This is a genomic window from Synechococcus sp. KORDI-52 (genome assembly GCF_000737595.1).
Classification (GTDB): Bacteria; Cyanobacteriota; Cyanobacteriia; order PCC-6307; family Cyanobiaceae; genus Parasynechococcus.
The window spans coordinates 2286827-2304036 of the sequence record NZ_CP006271.1 but is presented as its reverse complement, the minus strand read 5'-3'; the positions used below and the strand labels follow the sequence as shown (position 1 = coordinate 2304036).

The following is a 17210-nucleotide window of genomic DNA, read 5'->3' as shown; positions in this document are numbered from 1 at the left end:
TCGTTGCTGATGCCCCGAAGCCTCTCCACCCGCATGGCCTCTTGGGGGCTCGTGATAGTGGGGATCTATCTGCTGGTGGCGTTGATCACGCCCTGGTTGGTGACTGCAGGCATCCTTCCAGACGCCAATGCTGGCCTTGAGAACCCGATCTATTCCTCCCCCAGCTGGACCCATTGGTGCGGTACCGATCGCTTGGGTCGGGATGTGTGTGTCCGCACCATGGCCGGCAGTGGTGTTGCGCTTCAGGTGGTGGCCCTGGCGGTTGGTCTGGCCCTGTTGGTGGGAGTGCCCCTGGGCATGGTGAGCGGATATTTCGGCGGTGCTCTCGACCGCTTGATGGTTTTGCTGATGGACACGCTCTACACCTTGCCTGTGCTTTTGCTGTCAGTGGTGTTGGCGTTTCTGCTCGGCAAGGGCATCCCCAATGCCGCTGCCGCATTGTGTGTGGTTTACGTCCCGCAGTATTTCCGTGTGGTTCGCAACCAAACCGCCCAGGTGAAGAGCGAACTCTTCGTGGAAGCCGCCCAGAGCCTCGGTGCCGGGCCCCTTTGGATCCTGCGCCGCTACCTGTTCCGCAACGTGATCACCTCCGTGCCGGTGCTGCTCACCCTCAATGCCGCCGATGCGGTGCTGGTGCTGGGGGGGCTGGGTTTTCTTGGCCTGGGTCTGCCTGAGACCGTGCCCGAATGGGGAGGAGACCTCAATCTCGCGCTGGCTGCGGTGCCCACCGGTGTGTGGTGGACGGCACTCTTCCCTGGACTGGCGATGTTTGTTCTGGTGCTGGGCCTGTCTTTCCTTGGAGAAGGCATCGAGGCCTGGGTGAGCGGCGGCGAAGCCCGTCCAGCGTCAGACTGACTCCATCGGCGCGGGTGTGATGGCCTGGTGGATCAGCCTGATTTTGATGGGCATGGCTGTCCTGCTCTGGACGAAGAGCTTCAACAGCCCGGATGATGTGATCGCTTTTCTCCAGCGGATCCTTGCCGCTACCTTGGTGTTGGTGGTGGTGCTGGTGAGCCGCAATCTTGTGTTGGAGATGGCAGTTTTGATCGCTGCGGTTCAACTTCCTGGCGTGCCCCGGCGACCCCGCTGATCTCAGGCTTGTTTTGAGGCCTTGACCTCTCGAATCGAAATCCGGCAGGAACTGGGGAAAATGGCGTGGGCCGCTTCCACGGCATGGCTCAGATCGTCGGACTGGAGCATTTCTTCGCCCCACTCGTTTCCGCAGTGGTACGTGACCGCGTACTGGTGCAGCTGTTTGTTGTCCATTGCTGACAATCCGCTGCTTCCTTTATGGCCCAGGGTTCGCGCAGATACAAGTCTTTGGTCCGATCAGCAGCGCAGCTTCACATTCCGCGGCAGCTCCTCCATTAGCTCTCCCTCCTCGCTCAAGCCGGGGTAAGGCCTGTGCTGGTCCCGGCACCAGCGAGCAACCTCGGGGTAAGACCATTCAAAGAGCAACTGCTGATACTGCTCCGGCTTCAGGCCTTCTCCCTGGGTTGGTGCCAAACCGGCCACTTGGCGTTGGCGCAGCGCTTCAAACAGCAGGGTCGCCGTGGCGACCGACACGTTCAGGGATTGGACCATGCCACGCATGGGGATGAACAGTGCTTCATCCATCAGGTCCCGGGCCTGATCGCTCAGTCCCCATTTCTCCGCCCCGAGCACGAAGGCGGTTGGTCCGGTGAAGTCGTACTCCCGGTAATCCCTGGCCTCCACGCCGAGATGGGTTCCATAGAGCCGGAATCCTTTCTTTCTGAGGCATTGGATGGCCGTTTCGGTATCGGGATGGTCGTGCAGAGGCACCCATTTCTGGCTGCCCTGGGCGGTGCTGTTGAAGGTTCGCGGACGCCCGTCGAAACTCACCGCGTGGGCCTCCAGCGCTCCGACGGCATCACAGCTGCGCAGGATGGCCGAAAGGTTGTGGGGCTTCTCCACGTGTTCGAGCAGCACCGTGAGATCCGACATGCGGCGGTTCAACACGGATTTCAGCCGCTCAAACCGTCGCGGCAGCAGGGGCATGGGCCATGAACCGGATTAAACAACAAGTGAGGCCCCTCCATGCATTGGTGCCTGGCAAGACAATCAAGAAGTTGACGCTTCTGTCGCCATCCAGATCCCGCCCAAGGATCCCTCCGTTGAACCGTACGTCTCCGGCGGCACGTTTGATCAGCGTGTCTGGAGCGAGGTGTCGCGCATCCCCCATGGTCGCCTGGCCACCTACGGCCAGATCGCCGAGTTGATCGGTGCCTTCGGTTGCGCGCGTCAGGTGGGCTGGGCGCTGCGTCGACTCAAGCTTCCGTCCACCGTTCCCTGGCACCGCGTGGTGAATGCTCGGGGGCGGATTTCGATGAGCCTCAGCCGTGAGGGAAGCGACTGGATCCAGCGCGAGCTGCTGATGGCCGAGGGTGTTCCGGTGGATGGGGAGGGACGCTTGCCGCTGCGTCAGTTCCTTTGGCACCCCGACGTCCATGCTGGAGATTGATCCGTGGTGCACTTGTCTGGTTCGGCTCCGATTGGATTGCTTCCTCGCCGTCTCGCCTGGGATGTGTTGCAGGCGGTTGCGGCTGGGGCCTACGCCGATGTGGCGCTGGAGCGGGTGCTGCGGGCGCAGGACCTCAAGCCCTCGGATCGAGGGCTGGTGACTGAGCTGGCCTATGGCGCCATCCGTCAACGGCGCACTCTCGATGCCTGGCTGGATCGGTTGGGCAGGGTACCTGCGTTGAAGCAGCCGCCCAAGCTGCGCTGGTTGTTGCATGTGGGTCTCTATCAATTGCTGCTGATGGAGCGGATCCCAGATTCAGCAGCTGTGAACACCGCAGTGGAGCTGGCGAAAGCCAGCAAGGGGTTGGCACGGTTGGCCCCCGTGGTGAATGGAGTTCTGCGGGCGGCTCTGCGGGCACGGGAGGCCGGCGAAACCCTGCAGCTGCCGCATGATGCGGCGGCTCAGCTGGCCCAAGCCCATTCGCTGCCGGATTGGTTCACCCAGTTGTTGATCAAGTGGCGTGGGGTGGAGGGGGCAGCGGCGGTGGCGAGCGCCTGTAACCGTGTGCCTGATCTGGATTTGCGGGTGAATCGGTTGTGCTCCAGCCGGGAGGAGGTGCAACGGCTTCTGGCCGTGGCAGGCATCAGCAGTTCGCCCCTTGTTGGTTGTCCCGATGGTCTGCGCATTGCGGGTCACAGCGGTGATCTGCGCCAGTGGCCCGGGTATACCGAGGGGCAGTGGTGTGTGCAGGATTGTTCAGCCCAGTGGATTGCGCCTCTGCTCGATCCCCAGCCCGGTGATCGGATCCTGGATGCCTGCGCTGCGCCGGGGGGCAAGGCCACCCATTTGGCAGAACTGGTGGGGGATCAGGCCGAGATCTGGGCCGTGGACCGTTCACCCGGACGGCTCAAACGCGTCGCGGCGAATGCAGCCCGGCTGGGTCTTGCGTCGATCAACGCCCTTGCTGCGGATGCCGCCAACCTGTTGGAGCTGCGTCCCCAATGGCGTGAATCCTTCCAGCGGATTCTGATCGATGCCCCTTGCTCGGGCCTTGGAACCCTTTCCCGTCACCCCGATGCCCGTTGGCGGGTGACGCCTCAATCCATCCGTGGGCTTTTGCCTCAACAACAAGCCCTGCTCGATGGGCTTGTGCCGCTTTTGGCACCCGCCGGATCGTTGGTGTACGCCACTTGCACCATTCATCCCGATGAAAATCAGGCCCAGGTGCAATCTGTGCTGAAGCGTCATCCCATGCTGCACCTGCAGGAGGAGAGCCAGCGCTGGCCCGATCAGGCCGGCGGGGGGGATGGGTTCTATTCCGCTGTGTTTCGGAGGGGCTAGGACCTTGGATCAATCCCGTGTCCAGCGGCGTCCTTGGGCATCAACGTTGTCGTCTTGCGAGCGTTCTCTCCACAGATAGGGCGTGCGCCGGAGAGGAGGTGCCACCGGCGTGGGCAGTTCAACTTCAAGTCCCGTCTCAACAGTGGGTTGCGTCTCTTGGGGCTCGGTGATGGCCTTCGGTTGCTGTTTGGGTTGAGGCTTTGGTTTCCGCTTCGGGGGCTTGCTGATCGTTTTCGGATCGACAGCCAGACGCATTTTTCGTCTCAGCTTCGGTTTGCCCGGGAAGGCACGGACGGGGATGTCATTTTTGATCTGGAGCATGAATTGCTTCCATGCCCACGCGGCCTCGCCGCTGTTGCTTTTGGTGGGTCGGTCGTCGTCGTATCCAAACCAGACGCCAGTGGTGAGCTGGGGAATTGAGCCAATGAACCAGAGATCTCGCGTGTTTTCTGAGGTTCCGGTCTTTCCGGCCACCTGCCGATCATCCAGCCTGGCGGCGACGCCTGTGCCCCCGGTGACGACCCGCTGCAGCATCCAGTTCATGCTGTCTGCAACATCACTATCAACAGCCCGCCGACCACGGTCTCCATCCAAGCGCCGACTCCAGATCACCTCATTGTTGGGGCCACGGATTTCTTCGAAGGGGCTCGGCTTGAAGAACACGCCGCGATTGGCCATGCCTGCATAGGCCGCTGTCATGTCGAGGATGGTTTGCTCGTAGGCCCCAATCGCCATCGGGTAGTACTTGCCGAGAGGTCGCTCAGTGCCGATGTTGAAGTTGTTGGCCACTTCAATCACAGCATCAAACCCAACAATGTCTTGCAGTTGAACAGCCACCGTGTTCAGTGAGTTTTTAAGGGCATCGGCGAGGGAGATGTTCCCGTAGTACTTATTACCGAAGTTTTTGGGGCAGTAACCTTTCCAGCACCGCTTAGCATCGAAGACCTTTGTTTCGGGTTTCATGCCCCGATCAATGGCCGCGGCATAGGGAAACAGCTTGAAGGTGGAGCCCGGAGAGCGCAGCGCCAGGATGGTGCGGTTGAACTGACTTCTCGAGAAATCCTTGCCTCCAACCATCACCCTCACGAGTCCGTTTCCGGGATCGATCGAGACCATCGCCCCTTCGGTGTCGAACGGTGCATTAGTTCGAACTACGTTCTGAGCTTTTTTTTGCCAGTCGAGATTCAGGCTGGTGCGAATTTTGATACCACCGACCTCAAGTTGTTCGGGCGTTAGAAGCTTGGGCAGCTCCTGGGCGATCCATGTGGTGAAGTAGGGCGCTGCACTGTTGAAATACTTGGGTGTGGAAGGTCTGAGTCCAAGGGGACTGTTGCGGCCCCTCTCCGCCTCACTCGCCGAGATGAACCCCGCTTGGGCCATGCGGTCGAGAACGATCGAACGTTGTTCCCGAGCCAGATCAGGGTTCACCAGGGGTGAGTAAATCGATGGAGCCGGAGGCAGCCCAGCAATCATCGCCGCTTCAGGAACCGTGAGCTGATCCGGGGTTTTCGAGAAATAAATCCAGGCTGCATCGGCCACGCCATAGGCCCCTGACCCCAGGTAGACATAGTTGAGGTATTGCTCGAGGATCTGCTGCTTGCTCAGCTGACGTTCCAGCTTCATCGCCAGAGCCGCTTCCTTGAGTTTGCGTGTGATGGTGCGGTCCTGGCTCAGGAACACCGTTCGAGCCAGCTGCTGAGTGATCGTGCTGGCTCCTTCTCGTACAGCACCCTGGCGGACATTGGTCACGATGGCCCGGGCAATGCCCCAGCCGTCCACGCCGTCGTGCTGATAGAAGCGCCGATCTTCGGCAGCGATGAAGGCCTCGGCAACCGTTGGCGGCATTGCACCGGGCTTGACTTTCTCCCGGGTCGCTGGCCCCAGCTTCTGAATCACCTTCCCCTTGGTGGAGAGCAGCGTGATCGTTCCAGGGCGGTTGAAGCTGGCAATTCCTCGTGCATCAGGCAGTGTGGAATCCACCAGCTCCGTGAGAGCACGCATGCCAAGAGCTGCTCCCACGCCCACTGCGGCGGCCGTGCCAGCGATCAGAGCCCAGCTCACGCGTGAACGGTTCACATCACCTGAATCAGGGAGCTGTGGCCAATGGCCAAGGCGGTGACCAGCATGCCAAGAACGAGGAATGGCTGAGCGCTGGCCTGATATTTGACGTCGAAAGCCACAGGGTCTCTCAGCAACCAGATGTCCTGGAAGGTGATCTGGGGAACGATCAAGAGAACCAGCAGAACCGCTGCGAAATGCTGGCCGATCCCGATCAAGACGGCAACCATCGCCAGCTGAAAGACATCAATCATTCCCGCGCTGATCCAGCTGGCCCGTTGGATCCCGAAGACCACAGGCAAGGATTGAAGCCCGAGCTCACGATCACCTTCAACGCTCTTGAAGTCATTGACAACAGCAATGCCGAGTCCGGCCAGGCTGTAGGCGAGGGTGAGGAGCGCGGTGCCCCAGGTGAGGTGACCGAACAATGCCTGACCTGCCCACCAGGGAAGGGCGATGTAGCTGGCACCGAGGGCATAGTTGCCCAACCAACCGTTTTGCTTGAGCTTCAGTGGAGGCGCTGAGTAGATGTAGCTCACAAAGGAGCCCCCCAAGGCGAGCAGAAAAACCACAGGGGTGGTGTGGCCCGCCCAGCGGTCCAGTCCATAGGAGACGCTCAAACCCGCCAGCAGCAACACCCAGATCTGCAGCTTCACCTGGCCCAGTGTGATCGCCCCTGAGGGGATTGGCCGATAGGGCTCGTTAATCGCATCGATCTCGCGGTCGTAATAGTCGTTGATGGTTTGGGTGAAGCCCGCCAGCAACGGGCCGCTCATCAACATGCAGGCGAAGGCGGCGAGCAGATGGTCCAGGCGCCACTGGTAACAGCCACTGGCCGCAGCACCGCAGACCACCCCCCAGATCAAGGGGATCCAGGTGACCGGCTTCATCAACTGCAGCCGCAACTTCCAGGTGTTGGTGGTGCCTGAGGCACCTTTCATCCCAAGCAGCTGACGCGCGTCGCTCACGGAGACAGTCCTCAGGAGGCAGCGATTTCGTCTTCGAAGAACCAGCTTGTGGAGCCATCGCTGAGCTCAACAACCACGCCGATTCCCTTGCCGTCGACGGTGCGGAAATCCTTCACCGTGCCGTTGGCGTCCTTCTTCAAAAGGTCCACCATCGCCTGGGGGATGCGATCACGCACGCGGGTCACACGGACCTTGGAGCCGATCGAAATGGCATCAGCCTGGGACATGGCCTGCGAGGCTTGGAGAGTGGCGCAACCTTAACAGTCGCTTTTGCGCCGATTCGATGGTTGCTCTGCGTCTGATCCCCTGCCTGGATGTTGCCCGTGGTCGGGTAGTGAAAGGTGTCAATTTCGTTGGCCTGCGCGATGCCGGAGATCCGGTGGAACTCGCCTGTCGTTACAGCAGTGCCGGGGCGGATGAACTGGTTTTCCTCGACATTGCGGCCAGCCATGAGGGGCGCGGCACCCTGATCGAGATGGTGCGTCGCACCGCTGAATCGGTCACGATTCCCTTCACCGTGGGTGGTGGTATCAGCACCGTTGAGGGGATCACCGAGTTGTTGCGGGCCGGCGCCGACAAGGTGAGCCTTAATTCTTCGGCTGTGCGCCGGCCGGAACTTGTCCGGGAGGGGGCGCAACAATTCGGATGTCAGTGCATCGTCGTGGCGATTGATGCCCGTCGCCGCGATGCAGGCAGCTGGGATGTGTATGTGAAGGGGGGGCGAGAGAACACCGGCCTGGATGTTGTCGAATGGGCCAAGCGGGTGGCGAACCTCGGGGCCGGCGAAATCCTGCTCACGTCGATGGACGGCGATGGCACCCAGGCTGGATACGACCTCGCCCTGACCCGGGCAGTTGCCGATACTGTTCCCATCCCCGTGATCGCCTCTGGGGGGGCCGGATGCATGGATCACATCGCCGCAGCTCTGGAAGAGGGCCCCCGGGGTGGCCATGCCTCCGCTGCTTTGCTGGCCTCCCTTTTGCATGACGGGGTTCTCACCGTGGAAGAGATCAAGCAGGATCTGCTGTCCCGTGGTCTGACGATGCGTCCATGAAGCCTGGTGATCCAGAGGCGGTGGAACAGCTGTTCGACGCTGTCGCTCCCCGTTATGACCGCCTCAACGACGTGCTCAGTTTTGGGTTGCATCGCCACTGGAAGCGTCAGCTGGTGCGTGCCCTACAGCCGTTGGCCGGTGAACAGTGGCTGGATCTGTGTTGCGGAACAGGGGATCTGGCCTTGGAGCTGGGGCGCTGTGTTCGTCCTGGTGGTGCAGTCACCGGTCTGGATGCCGCTGCTGCTCCTCTGGAGCGGGCCCGCCAGCGCCAACGGCAGCAGCCCTGGTTGCCGGTGACGTTCCAGCAAGGAGATGCCCTGATGACCGGATTGCCCAATGCCTGTGCCGATGGAGCGGTGATGGCCTACGGGCTGCGCAATCTGGCGGACCCTCTTCAGGGTCTGAAGGAATTGCGCCGGTTGTTGAGGCCAGGCGGGCGGGCAGGGGTGCTGGATTTCAACCGTCTGCCGCAGAGCGCTCCTGCTGCTGCCTTTCAGCGCTTCTACCTGCGACGGCTGGTGGTGCCTGCCGCTGCCTCAGTGGGTTTGCGAGAGGAGTACGCCTACCTTGAAAAAAGCCTCAAGCGCTTCCCTGCTGGATTCGAGCAAGAACGCCTGGCACGGGAGGCGGGATTTGCTCAAGCGTTCCATCGCCCTGTCGTGGCAGGGCAGATGGGGGTTCTGACCCTCAGGGCATGAATCTTTGCCTGTTTCACTTGCGACACGTGCCGATACTGGCGTAGAAAAGTTGAAGAGATCGTTAAGGGGAGGATCGGGTTTGGCGTTTCCGCTGCCGAAGCTTCTGCCCCGGATCGAAGAGTTGCTTCATGAAGTCCAGTGGCTTGATGGTCTGATCCTGATCACCGACTCCGATCGCGCCTGTTTTGTCTCCTTCTCGCAGGTGGATCCGCTGTTGCGTCGTCTGCGTCAGCGTCCCAAGGGCCAGGAGGTGGCTGAAAAACTCTGCATGTCCCTGCTGGATTCCCATGGCAAGGGAGGAGCGAAGCCCGTCTTGGTCTTTCAAGGCGATGGCAGTTTCTGGCTCGGAATGATTGGTCCGAGTGGTGACAATCCGCATCGGCATCACGCCATTGCCCATCTGCGCCGGTGCTTGGCCTTGGAGGGGTGACCGGTTACTGGGCAGAATCGAAGCTCAGGACGCTCCGGCCCAGTGCATTTCCAGGACAGAAGTTGAGTAGTGACTCAGGTCCTGTATTTGCAGTGCTTTTGCCCCTGTCAGAAGGGTTGTGTCAACAGTGTGTCAACGATAGGTTGATGTTCTCGTAGGTCAAGGGACCGAGGACTTGGGACTCCACTTCCACTGCGTTGACACAACAGGGACCTGGTCCGTCTCTTGCAGAGAGGGGACCTGATGGGTGCTGTCGTTGAGAAGGTCCCGATGATGAACGGGAAGTTTGAGTTGGTGAGATTTGCTCACCGACCCAATAGTTGGTATTTCAGGTATTACGTTCCGTCCACAGGTTCACAAAAAAGAACTTACATAAAACGTTCACTCAAGACTGAAGACAAGTCTCTTGCTGAGGAGAGAGGTCTAGAGGAGTATCTCAAACTCAGAAATATTGAACAGGACGGGGGAAGTATTACTGCGAAGACTGTTCAGTGGTTGATGGGTGATTGGATTGAAAAAAGTTTTCAACGTGTTGTCACTGGTGAGATTAAAGAAGTGACCTGGAGAAGTAAACGTTCTCTTTTTCAAAATGGTTTGAAAAACTACTTTGCAACCAAAGGTGTTAAAAAAATTACTGACCTTCAACCAGACACTTTTGATGAGTATCGGTTTTGGAGAATGACTGAGGGTTGGAAGTTCTATAGTGGTCCAAATGCAGGTCAAAGAAAACCACCAACAGACGGAACCGTTAATAGTGAGATTGGATTAATCAATGAATGGTATAATAACTATTTGATTCCTAAAGGGTATGTAACCCGGAAACCCCGCATCAAGACTAAGGTCCTGGAACTTGACGACCTGTCTGCAAACCCACCAATACCTGTCAAAGAATGGGAAAAAGTATGGAGATGGATGGAGCAGTGGTCTAAGAAAGATGCAAAGGGTGTGAACAGACCTTCTGTTCATTATTGGAGGATGTGTTTTCGTCACTATCTTCTGGTTGCATATAACTCAGGAGTGCGTCCTACAGAACTCTGTGGCAGGTATGACAAGAGGCAAGAGGTCATTGATAGAGGACTTACCTGGAATGATGTGGACATCGTTCCTCAGACCAGGTGGTCAGAGAGATTGAAGAAGGAAGTAGAAGATGAACCCATTGCGATTTTGGATATTCGGAAAACAAAAACAAAGGTCCCTAGGGAGGTTCCTTGTCGGACTGCCAAGTTCCTTGAAAGGTGGAAACAGTTTGTCCTGGAGTGGAGGGAGGAAAACGGACTTCCAGCACCTGATGGAAGTGACCTTGTCTTCGTTAATCCAAAAACGAACCGACCCTACTCATACAGGATGTATGCGGGTGCGTGGGAACGTATTCGTGAAGAACTAAAAGATGAGTTTTCAGACTATTTCACACTTTATTCAACCAGAAGTTCCTTTGTGACTAATATCCTGGAGGAGGGTGTTAGTCGGGATGATGTATGCAAACTCACTGGTCATTCATACGAGGTGATGACTCGTCACTATGACAGGATGAAGATGAGAAATCGTATTCCTGAAGTTACCAAAAGGATGTATGGAAAAAATGGTCAAAATCAATATGGAATCAGAAAACTTTTATAAGATTTTGATTGAATTGTATTTATTGAAGATTGTATTTCATTCAATACGTTCGCCATTTTAATTTTTAAGGATAAGTTCCAGTAGACATTATACTTAGCAAATGTGAACAAGCGCCAAGATAAGAGTACTTCTTCTGCCATAACGTAATGAGATTTACAAGGGTACTCGTGCCTGATCGAGGACAATTCACAAGCATGAATAGTTCCTACTAGATGTGTGAACAGTTCGCTGACAATTGTTTAATAAGCGCAAATTTATTTAAAACTGATTATACTTTCAACAGTTCTTTAATTTATTTAATGCGTAATTATATATTGAATAATCATCATTGAATTCCTGGTGCGCCGACATTAAATTGCCATAATTTTTGTTTATAATATCTCTTACGGCAGACGTGCGTTTAGTTTTGTTGAAAAAAGATTGATTAAATGAGGTGGAGATATTAATCATCCCTGCCAATAACTGGCATGATTCTTCAAATTTTTCTGTAACCCCAATAAAAGCGTATTGTGTTAGTTTTTCCGGGATTTGAGATTCTGTTTCTATATCAAAAATGAATTTAGTGTAATTTTTTTTGTTCATGATAAACTTTTCAAGGTCGTCGTAGACCTTTTCTGGTTTTTGCTTTTCAAGATCAATGTTTCTTCTCCTGCGCGAAAAGAAAAACATTGAAATGCACATTTCAAGCGGGTGTCTCAGCATAGTGAAAACTAATGCTTGAGATTGGTCTGCCAGTAAGGGGTATCGCTTAAAAATCGAACAATTGTTATCGTTGATTAATTTTCCTTCAAAATGTCCGCAAAGTATTTGATTGTTTTTTAATTTGGACAAGTCATACTTTTGACCAAAACCGTTGGCATCAAGAGGTCCACGATCTTTACGGTCTCTGTAGTCTTCTACGAGTTGGTAATGAACGCCGAGTACGTCTTTTTTAAATGCCGAACCAGCGCATTTAGGTATATGGTGAAAACAAATTTTTTTATTAGTTTTAATTGACATAGTGCTCAATTTTTTTTCATAATAACACAAATCGAATTGTGGACTCGCGAATTGATTGGGGTTAATGCGCCCATCCTCAATGCTTCGATAAGAAACCTTTATGCTTCCAGGTTGTCTGATTCATCTAAGGCATTCTTCTTGATTTCATGCTTAAAGAACAAATTGATTTTCTGGTTTGATTCCATTGTCAGTCTTTTGCCTTCAGGATTGCTCGTTCTGTTGGTGCATATAAGAGCACATTTCTATAAATTACCACTTACTTATGCCTACTAATAAATACCGCAGACGACGTGCAATGCGTACGCCAACTGCTGGCACTAAATATCAGAACGAACCACTGCAAGCACCATTGCAGAAGGTAGAGAAAACTTCTTCCTTTAATGACTTAGGTAGAGAAGACGCAAGACGCATCAGTGAGCAGAACAATCCAAACACACGATACGTCGATAAACCAACAGCAACGACAAGCAAACGTCAGTTGTCTGATGCGATGTCGCGACAACAAGCAGTTATCCGTAATGCTCAACGTCACGTGTTGGGAAGCAATGCAGTTCCACAACTCAAACCATCAGGAAGTTTTTCTGCTCCTTCCATTCCACAATCACAACTCGTCTTCAAAGGTGGAAGTGTTCGTTTCCTACCTAGAACGAATCTAGTTACTGCTGTAGCTGGTGTCGCCTCTCAACTATTGGTTGAACCGCTCTTAGACGTCATCAGCGACAACATCATCTTCCCGCTTATGGAGAAGGCATTGGGTAGAGACATTCCAAGTGCCGCTGAGATACGTCGCCTTCAGCAGCAAGGTGAGCAAGTCCGCAGCTCCAGGGACGCAGCAGCAGAAGAACCGTCTCAAGCACTTGTAGAAGCTCCTGTGCCGTCTTTAAACGCTATTGATGATGCCGAACAGGCAATTGAGGATTCAGCGCCGTTACGAGAAATTGTGGAAGAAGCGCCAATGCTTCAACCACATTCACCAGCTCCTCAAGACGACGAACGCAATCGTGAGTATCTAATCCGTCGTGCTGCACTCGGCAACAATCCAACTCAAGAGGAGATGGATGCAGTCGTTGCGTATGGGTTAGCGCAGCACAGGATTAACTTTCCTCACCTCTATTAACTAGTCGATTGACTGAAGTTTGATGCGTTCTTTTGCTGCCATATCTGGATTGAGTTCAGCCCACTTCTTCATGCCGGGATTTGCCTCTAGATATGTGTCATAGCTGCAGCCATACTTTTGCAATTTGAAGTTGCACTTTGGACCTTCTCTCTTTTCTCGTGCAGCTTTAGCAGAGGGGCTTTCCCAGTCGGAAGGTGCGTAATTGCACGTCGAAGTCCAACCAACTTTTGGAACTCCCGGTGGACAATTTTCATCATTAAAAGTTCTTGCTGTCGCAGAGCCCCACCTCAGCGGAAGCCTCCCAATATAACCAGACCAAAATGGCGCATTGCCGCATTTATGGTTTTTACCCGCCAATAAAGGATCATTTCCTCCTACAACATACTGACATTCTACGGATTGGCAGGTACCACCACCTCTATGAGCATATCCGGCTGGGCATGAATTGCCTTCAGCGATATCCGCGCCTTGTGAATTAATAACCCTAGATGTAGGCATAGTATCTCCCTTCATTGATCTAACACATCCCGCATAATCCTTTGCTTCAATACAGAGCTTATGAATCTTCGGATCAACCTCTGCTAACGCTGGAATTGCTCCAACAGCGATAGAAGCAGAGGCGATAGAGATAGTGAGAAGTCTTTTCATGTTCTGAAGGCGCTTAGCGCTGTAAGCACATAGATATTCTATTTCACAGAGTGGAAGGATGTCGTGAAGCACTGCAGGAAGCTTATAAATCACTCAATCTTTCTTTATAGATTGAACATAAAGATACATTCAAGCAGCGCTCAAAGAGTACAATGAGTCAAGAATGAAAGGGTTTTTCGGTAATTCATGTCAGATAATCAATTCAGAATTGAAGATCCGCTTGATTTTGAAAAGCATGTTGCAATGCAGTTAAAACGCCTTGGCTATGAAGTTATAATGCCCGACAAAAATCAAAGAGGGTATGACATTGCAATCGTAAAGGGTGGAGAAAAGATTGCCGTTCAGGTAAAGAACCATAAGGCGAAATCAAATGTATCTCAATTAAATAAATTCCAGGAGTTCCTTGAGCTTCCTATTGGTTCTGAATTCACTGCAGGATGGTTCATCTCAGCTAGCGGCTTTAGCAAGCCTGCGCTTACAGCCGTAAGCACTGAAAATCCTTCAAATTTAAGGTTAGGAAGATCCGAATACTCGGGTATCAAATGGGCTTACACGCCAGGTGGCATTGTTGAGTCTGATTTTCAGGAATCACGTATTGCTCCAAGTGAGGAAGAAAAAGAAAAGTCAAAACTACGTTATTTCGGCGTCTTTACTTGCAAAGGTGGTGTTGGCAAGACAACTGTCGCAGCACATCTTGCAGGTGCATTTGCTTTGCAAGGCTATGACGTTATTTTGGTTGACTTAGATCCTGACAAAAACCTTAGGAAGCTATTTCTTGAGGATCAAGATTCAGATGATGATGCTTCTCTTTACGTACCATCTCATAAAAAGGGTGAACTCGGTGCGACTATAACTGTGCTAAATGCTGATGAGTGGGATGAAAGGAGTTATCCAGATGTCAAAGTAGTTATTTGTGATTGCTCTCCTGTGCTTTCAGAAAATCCGCGTATCTTAGTTGAAAAGTTTGATTATTGTGTAATTCCCACAACTCTGAACCCTCTTGGAATCGCAAAAAATGGAGACGTAATTACTAGGACTTTTAAGCATATACGTTCCCAAAACAAGCATGCAGAAATGTTTGCCCTAATTAATTGCTTTAACTCTTCGAAAGCAATGCAGAAACGCAATTCTATTCTGCTAAAGGCTTTAAATAATCATATTGAGGAATATAGGGTAGTGGACAAAAAATGCCAGTTAATCGATCCCGATTATGCAAAAATTCGCAGAAGTGATTCTCTGCTCTATTGGGGCTATCACATCGTAGATGGCTCTAAGCCACAGCTGGCATTTAGGAATGTAGCGGGCAGGAGTGTTCCAAGAACAGACTTCCTGCAACTTGCCGAATATCTCGAGGATCATACAGAAATTCGATCTATTCAAGGTGGCTAAGATTGACTGAGAGATTTTTAGAAGGAAGGCTCGCAAAGGATCATTTGATGCACCCTGAAAGGATTCCAAAGGTAATAATGAACGCCTAAAAATGAGAGAAATTTCTGATGTGAGTCAAATGCATAATCATGCATGTTATTACCCCCATGCGGGTGTATACGATTTGGATATTTGCAGCTTTTCTGAATTTTTTGTTGTTCCTCCTGCTGCTTTTCTTTTCGGTTGCGGCAGTTGGAGCGATGGGAAAAGCAAGTCGCTGGCGTGCGGTTTTGTATCGCGGTGAACCTTCTGTGAGTTCATTGCGTTGCCATCTGTTTAGTGAGTGCGTTGCTCTGTGCTCAGAGCGCGCTCAGCGGTTGGACAAAGCGTCACTTGCGAGAATTTGTCCAACTCATGTCCAACTCGCCTAGACAGCGACGTTGGTGAGCGAGACAGCGCAACACTTTTGTGTTTCCTGTCCAACCGATGTCCAACTCCATGGACACCCAAACTCAAGGCTAGGACTGCGTTTTGTACTTCCAGGACATCATCAGCACGCTCAACCGGTTCTGGGCTGATCGGGGGTGTTTGTTGCTCCAGCCCTACGACACCGAGAAGGGTGCCGGCACCATGAGCCCCCACACGGTGCTGCGCGCCATTGGCCCTGAGCCTTGGGCCGTGGCCTATCCCGAACCCTGCCGTCGCCCCACCGATGGCCGTTATGGCGATAATCCCAATCGTGCTCAGCACTACTTCCAGTACCAGGTGCTGATCAAGCCATCCCCGGACGGCATCCAGGAGACCTATCTGGCGTCACTGGAGGCGCTGGGCATCAAGGCCGCTGACCACGACATCCGTTTCGTCGAAGACAACTGGGAGTCCCCCACCCTCGGCGCCTGGGGTGTGGGCTGGGAAGTGTGGCTCGATGGCATGGAGGTGACCCAGTTCACCTATTTCCAGCAATGCGGCGGCATCGATTGCAAGCCCGTTTCGATTGAGATCACCTACGGCCTTGAACGGCTGGCGATGTACCTCCAGGACGTGGAAAGCATCTGGGACCTCAGCTGGAACAGCGAGCGCAGTTACGGCGAGATTTGGCTGCCGTTTGAAAAGGGGCAGTGCCACTTCAACTTCGAGGCCTCCAACCCTGAGCGGCTCAAGCAGTTGTTCGCCATCTACGAGGCGGAAGCTGCTGATCTGATCGAGAAGCAACTGCCGGCGCCGGCCTTGGATTTTGTTCTGAAATGCAGCCACACCTTCAACCTGCTGGAGGCCCGTGGCGTGATTTCCGTGACGGAGCGCACCGCCACCATCGGCCGGATCCGCAACCTGGCCCGCAAGGTCGCCGAGGCTTGGCTGGCGGAACGGGAGGCCCTTGGCTTCCCGCTGCTGGAGGGGGGAACTCTCGAGACAGCGGCCTAATGGTTTCTGCGTCTACATCGTTCTGCTGATGCCGTTGCCCTCTGTCTTCTGGGGCTCCTTGTGCTTCGGGGGGTGTTGTGGGGGGCACCGACGCCGAGCCGAGCCGATCCATCTCGTCTGATCCAGACGCCGCCGGCGGTAGTGGCGATCAGCGGTCGCTTGCTCGCCGATGTACGCCATTTCCCTTCGGGCTGTTCCGGCCTTTTGGAGGTGGATAGGATCGAGGCCCACAGGGCCAAGGGACGCACAGAGCTGCAGCTGGCTGACTGCTCTGCACCGCTGCTGCAGGGATGGGGTGTCCGTGCTGTAGGGGCTTTGAGGCGTCCACGGCCTGGACTTCATCCGTTGTTGCCTGGATCGGCGGAACGTTTGGCCCGACAGGCCAGTTGGAGTCAACTCAGGGTCGACAGTATTGAGGTCCTGGAGCGTCCCTGGACGCCGTTGCCAGACCTGCGGCGCCATGTGGCTCAGCGGCTGCAACTTGCCGATGGCCTGGTGGCCGTGGAGCGTTTCGGGCGCCATTGGTTGTTGGCTCGCCATAGGGGACGTGCAGCTTTGGTGAGCACCCATGGCGATGGGCAGGCTTGCCGGATGGCGCAACGACTGGCCGCTGTTCATGGCCATCCCCGTTTGGACTGGGTGATGTTGTTGGATCCTGTGGCCCCCGATGTACTTCCTTGCTGGAAGCCGCTTGCAGGCCATGTGCAGGCTGCTCAGCAGGGGCGCCCTCCTCTCGCAGCAGGACAGATGCTGCGGAGTGATGGCTTGTCAGTGCACCGCGTTCAGCAGCGTGCTGGAACACTGGTTTTGCAAGCGGGACGGCAACGTTGGCAGTTGATCCCCAGGCCTCAGGCGTTGTGGTCGTTGCAGGAGCAGCAGAGATCAGGTTTCCAGCGGCCTTTCAAAGGCACATGGCTTGGCTTCAAGCCTTCTGCAGTGCAGCGCCGTTGGCTTTTGAAGCATTAGTCGGGCTCGCGGTTCATTGGCCTTTAGAGTTGAGCTGCGTCG

19 protein-coding genes are annotated in these 17210 nt (G+C 54.3%); 12 read left to right on the top strand and 7 right to left on the bottom strand.

Going from position 1 to position 17210, the window contains the following annotated elements:
- Positions 1 to 33: 33 nt before the first annotated feature.
- Both KR52_RS11760 and KR52_RS11755 read left to right on the top strand, forming a co-directional pair.
- A complete protein-coding gene (locus KR52_RS11760) occupies positions 34 to 855 on the top strand; it encodes an ABC transporter permease (protein ID WP_038557322.1) in 822 nt (273 codons plus the stop codon).
- Positions 856 to 874: 19 nt separating this feature from the next.
- Entirely contained in the window at positions 875 to 1090 is a 216-nt protein-coding gene (locus KR52_RS11755; RefSeq protein WP_038556145.1) for a hypothetical protein, read from the top strand.
- A gap of 2 nt (positions 1091 to 1092) precedes the next feature.
- On the opposite strand, the gene KR52_RS14850 is transcribed toward KR52_RS11755, so the two are convergent.
- Together KR52_RS14850 and trmH are read right to left on the bottom strand one after the other, a co-directional pair.
- Positions 1093 to 1266, bottom strand: a complete 174-nt coding sequence (locus KR52_RS14850) for a hypothetical protein (RefSeq protein WP_173402230.1) — start codon at positions 1264 to 1266, stop codon at positions 1093 to 1095.
- Positions 1267 to 1329: 63 nt separating this feature from the next.
- Positions 1330 to 2019, bottom strand: coding sequence for a tRNA (guanosine(18)-2'-O)-methyltransferase TrmH (gene trmH, locus KR52_RS11750; protein ID WP_038556142.1), 690 nt, complete (start codon positions 2017 to 2019; stop codon positions 1330 to 1332).
- Positions 2020 to 2185: 166 nt separating this feature from the next.
- Here trmH and KR52_RS11745 point away from each other — a divergent pair, with 166 nt between their 5' ends.
- Both KR52_RS11745 and KR52_RS11740 read left to right on the top strand, forming a co-directional pair.
- Positions 2186 to 2482, top strand: coding sequence for an MGMT family protein (locus KR52_RS11745; RefSeq protein ID WP_371257684.1), 297 nt, complete (start codon positions 2186 to 2188; stop codon positions 2480 to 2482).
- 3 nt (positions 2483 to 2485) lie between these two features.
- A complete protein-coding gene (locus KR52_RS11740; protein WP_173402229.1) occupies positions 2486 to 3823 on the top strand; it encodes a 16S rRNA (cytosine(967)-C(5))-methyltransferase in 1338 nt (445 codons plus the stop codon).
- Between the two features lie 9 nt (positions 3824 to 3832).
- Here KR52_RS11740 and KR52_RS11735 read toward each other — a convergent pair whose 3' ends face one another.
- From KR52_RS11735 to KR52_RS11725, 3 genes are read right to left on the bottom strand one after another with little or no spacing between them, the layout of a single operon-like run.
- Positions 3833 to 5899, bottom strand: coding sequence for a transglycosylase domain-containing protein (locus tag KR52_RS11735; protein ID WP_038556137.1), 2067 nt, complete (start codon positions 5897 to 5899; stop codon positions 3833 to 3835).
- Entirely contained in the window at positions 5896 to 6849 is a 954-nt protein-coding gene (gene chlG / locus KR52_RS11730; protein WP_038556134.1) for a chlorophyll synthase ChlG, read from the bottom strand. Before chlG ends, KR52_RS11735 begins: the two co-directional genes overlap by 4 nt.
- Positions 6850 to 6860: 11 nt before the next feature.
- Positions 6861 to 7076, bottom strand: coding sequence for a DUF2862 domain-containing protein (locus KR52_RS11725; RefSeq protein ID WP_038556131.1), 216 nt, complete (start codon positions 7074 to 7076; stop codon positions 6861 to 6863).
- Between the two features lie 56 nt (positions 7077 to 7132).
- Here KR52_RS11725 and hisF point away from each other — a divergent pair, with 56 nt between their 5' ends.
- The 4 genes from hisF (at position 7133) to KR52_RS11705 (ending at position 10648) form a co-directional block, all read left to right on the top strand.
- Positions 7133 to 7903 carry an imidazole glycerol phosphate synthase subunit HisF gene (hisF, locus tag KR52_RS11720; RefSeq protein ID WP_038556128.1) on the top strand — a complete coding sequence of 257 codons (771 nt, stop codon included), beginning with the start codon at positions 7133 to 7135 and terminating at the stop codon, positions 7901 to 7903.
- Positions 7900 to 8601, top strand: coding sequence for a bifunctional demethylmenaquinone methyltransferase/2-methoxy-6-polyprenyl-1,4-benzoquinol methylase UbiE (gene ubiE, locus KR52_RS11715; RefSeq protein ID WP_038556125.1), 702 nt, complete (start codon positions 7900 to 7902; stop codon positions 8599 to 8601). Before hisF ends, ubiE begins: the two co-directional genes overlap by 4 nt.
- Positions 8602 to 8680: 79 nt before the next feature.
- Positions 8681 to 9031, top strand: a complete 351-nt coding sequence (locus tag KR52_RS11710; protein WP_038556122.1) for a hypothetical protein — start codon at positions 8681 to 8683, stop codon at positions 9029 to 9031.
- 243 nt (positions 9032 to 9274) lie between these two features.
- Positions 9275 to 10648: a tyrosine-type recombinase/integrase gene (locus KR52_RS11705; RefSeq protein WP_156957737.1), complete on the top strand. Its 1374-nt coding sequence runs from the start codon at positions 9275 to 9277 to the stop codon at positions 10646 to 10648.
- Between the two features lie 276 nt (positions 10649 to 10924).
- Here KR52_RS11705 and KR52_RS14540 read toward each other — a convergent pair whose 3' ends face one another.
- Positions 10925 to 11647, bottom strand: a complete 723-nt coding sequence (locus KR52_RS14540; protein WP_071840250.1) for a sulfotransferase family 2 domain-containing protein — start codon at positions 11645 to 11647, stop codon at positions 10925 to 10927.
- Positions 11648 to 11909: 262 nt separating this feature from the next.
- Here KR52_RS14540 and KR52_RS14535 point away from each other — a divergent pair, with 262 nt between their 5' ends.
- Complete coding sequence (locus KR52_RS14535; RefSeq protein ID WP_156957736.1) at positions 11910 to 12764, top strand: hypothetical protein; 855 nt, start codon at positions 11910 to 11912, stop codon at positions 12762 to 12764.
- Here KR52_RS14535 and KR52_RS14530 read toward each other — a convergent pair whose 3' ends face one another.
- Positions 12765 to 13412, bottom strand: coding sequence for a hypothetical protein (locus tag KR52_RS14530; RefSeq protein ID WP_071840280.1), 648 nt, complete (start codon positions 13410 to 13412; stop codon positions 12765 to 12767). It lies immediately after the preceding gene.
- Positions 13413 to 13598: 186 nt separating this feature from the next.
- On the opposite strand from KR52_RS14530, the gene KR52_RS11690 reads away from it, so the two are divergent.
- The 3 genes from KR52_RS11690 (at position 13599) to KR52_RS11680 (ending at position 17168) form a co-directional block, all read left to right on the top strand.
- Positions 13599 to 14801 (top strand): AAA family ATPase, encoded by a 1203-nt coding sequence (locus KR52_RS11690; protein WP_038556112.1) that lies wholly within the window; start codon positions 13599 to 13601, stop codon positions 14799 to 14801.
- Positions 14802 to 15311: 510 nt separating this feature from the next.
- Entirely contained in the window at positions 15312 to 16202 is an 891-nt protein-coding gene (glyQ, locus tag KR52_RS11685; protein ID WP_038556110.1) for a glycine--tRNA ligase subunit alpha, read from the top strand.
- 72 nt (positions 16203 to 16274) lie between these two features.
- On the top strand, positions 16275 to 17168 hold the full coding sequence (locus tag KR52_RS11680) for a hypothetical protein (RefSeq protein WP_253912486.1): 894 nt from the start codon (positions 16275 to 16277) through the stop codon (positions 17166 to 17168).
- The last annotated feature ends 42 nt before the right edge of the window (positions 17169 to 17210 follow it).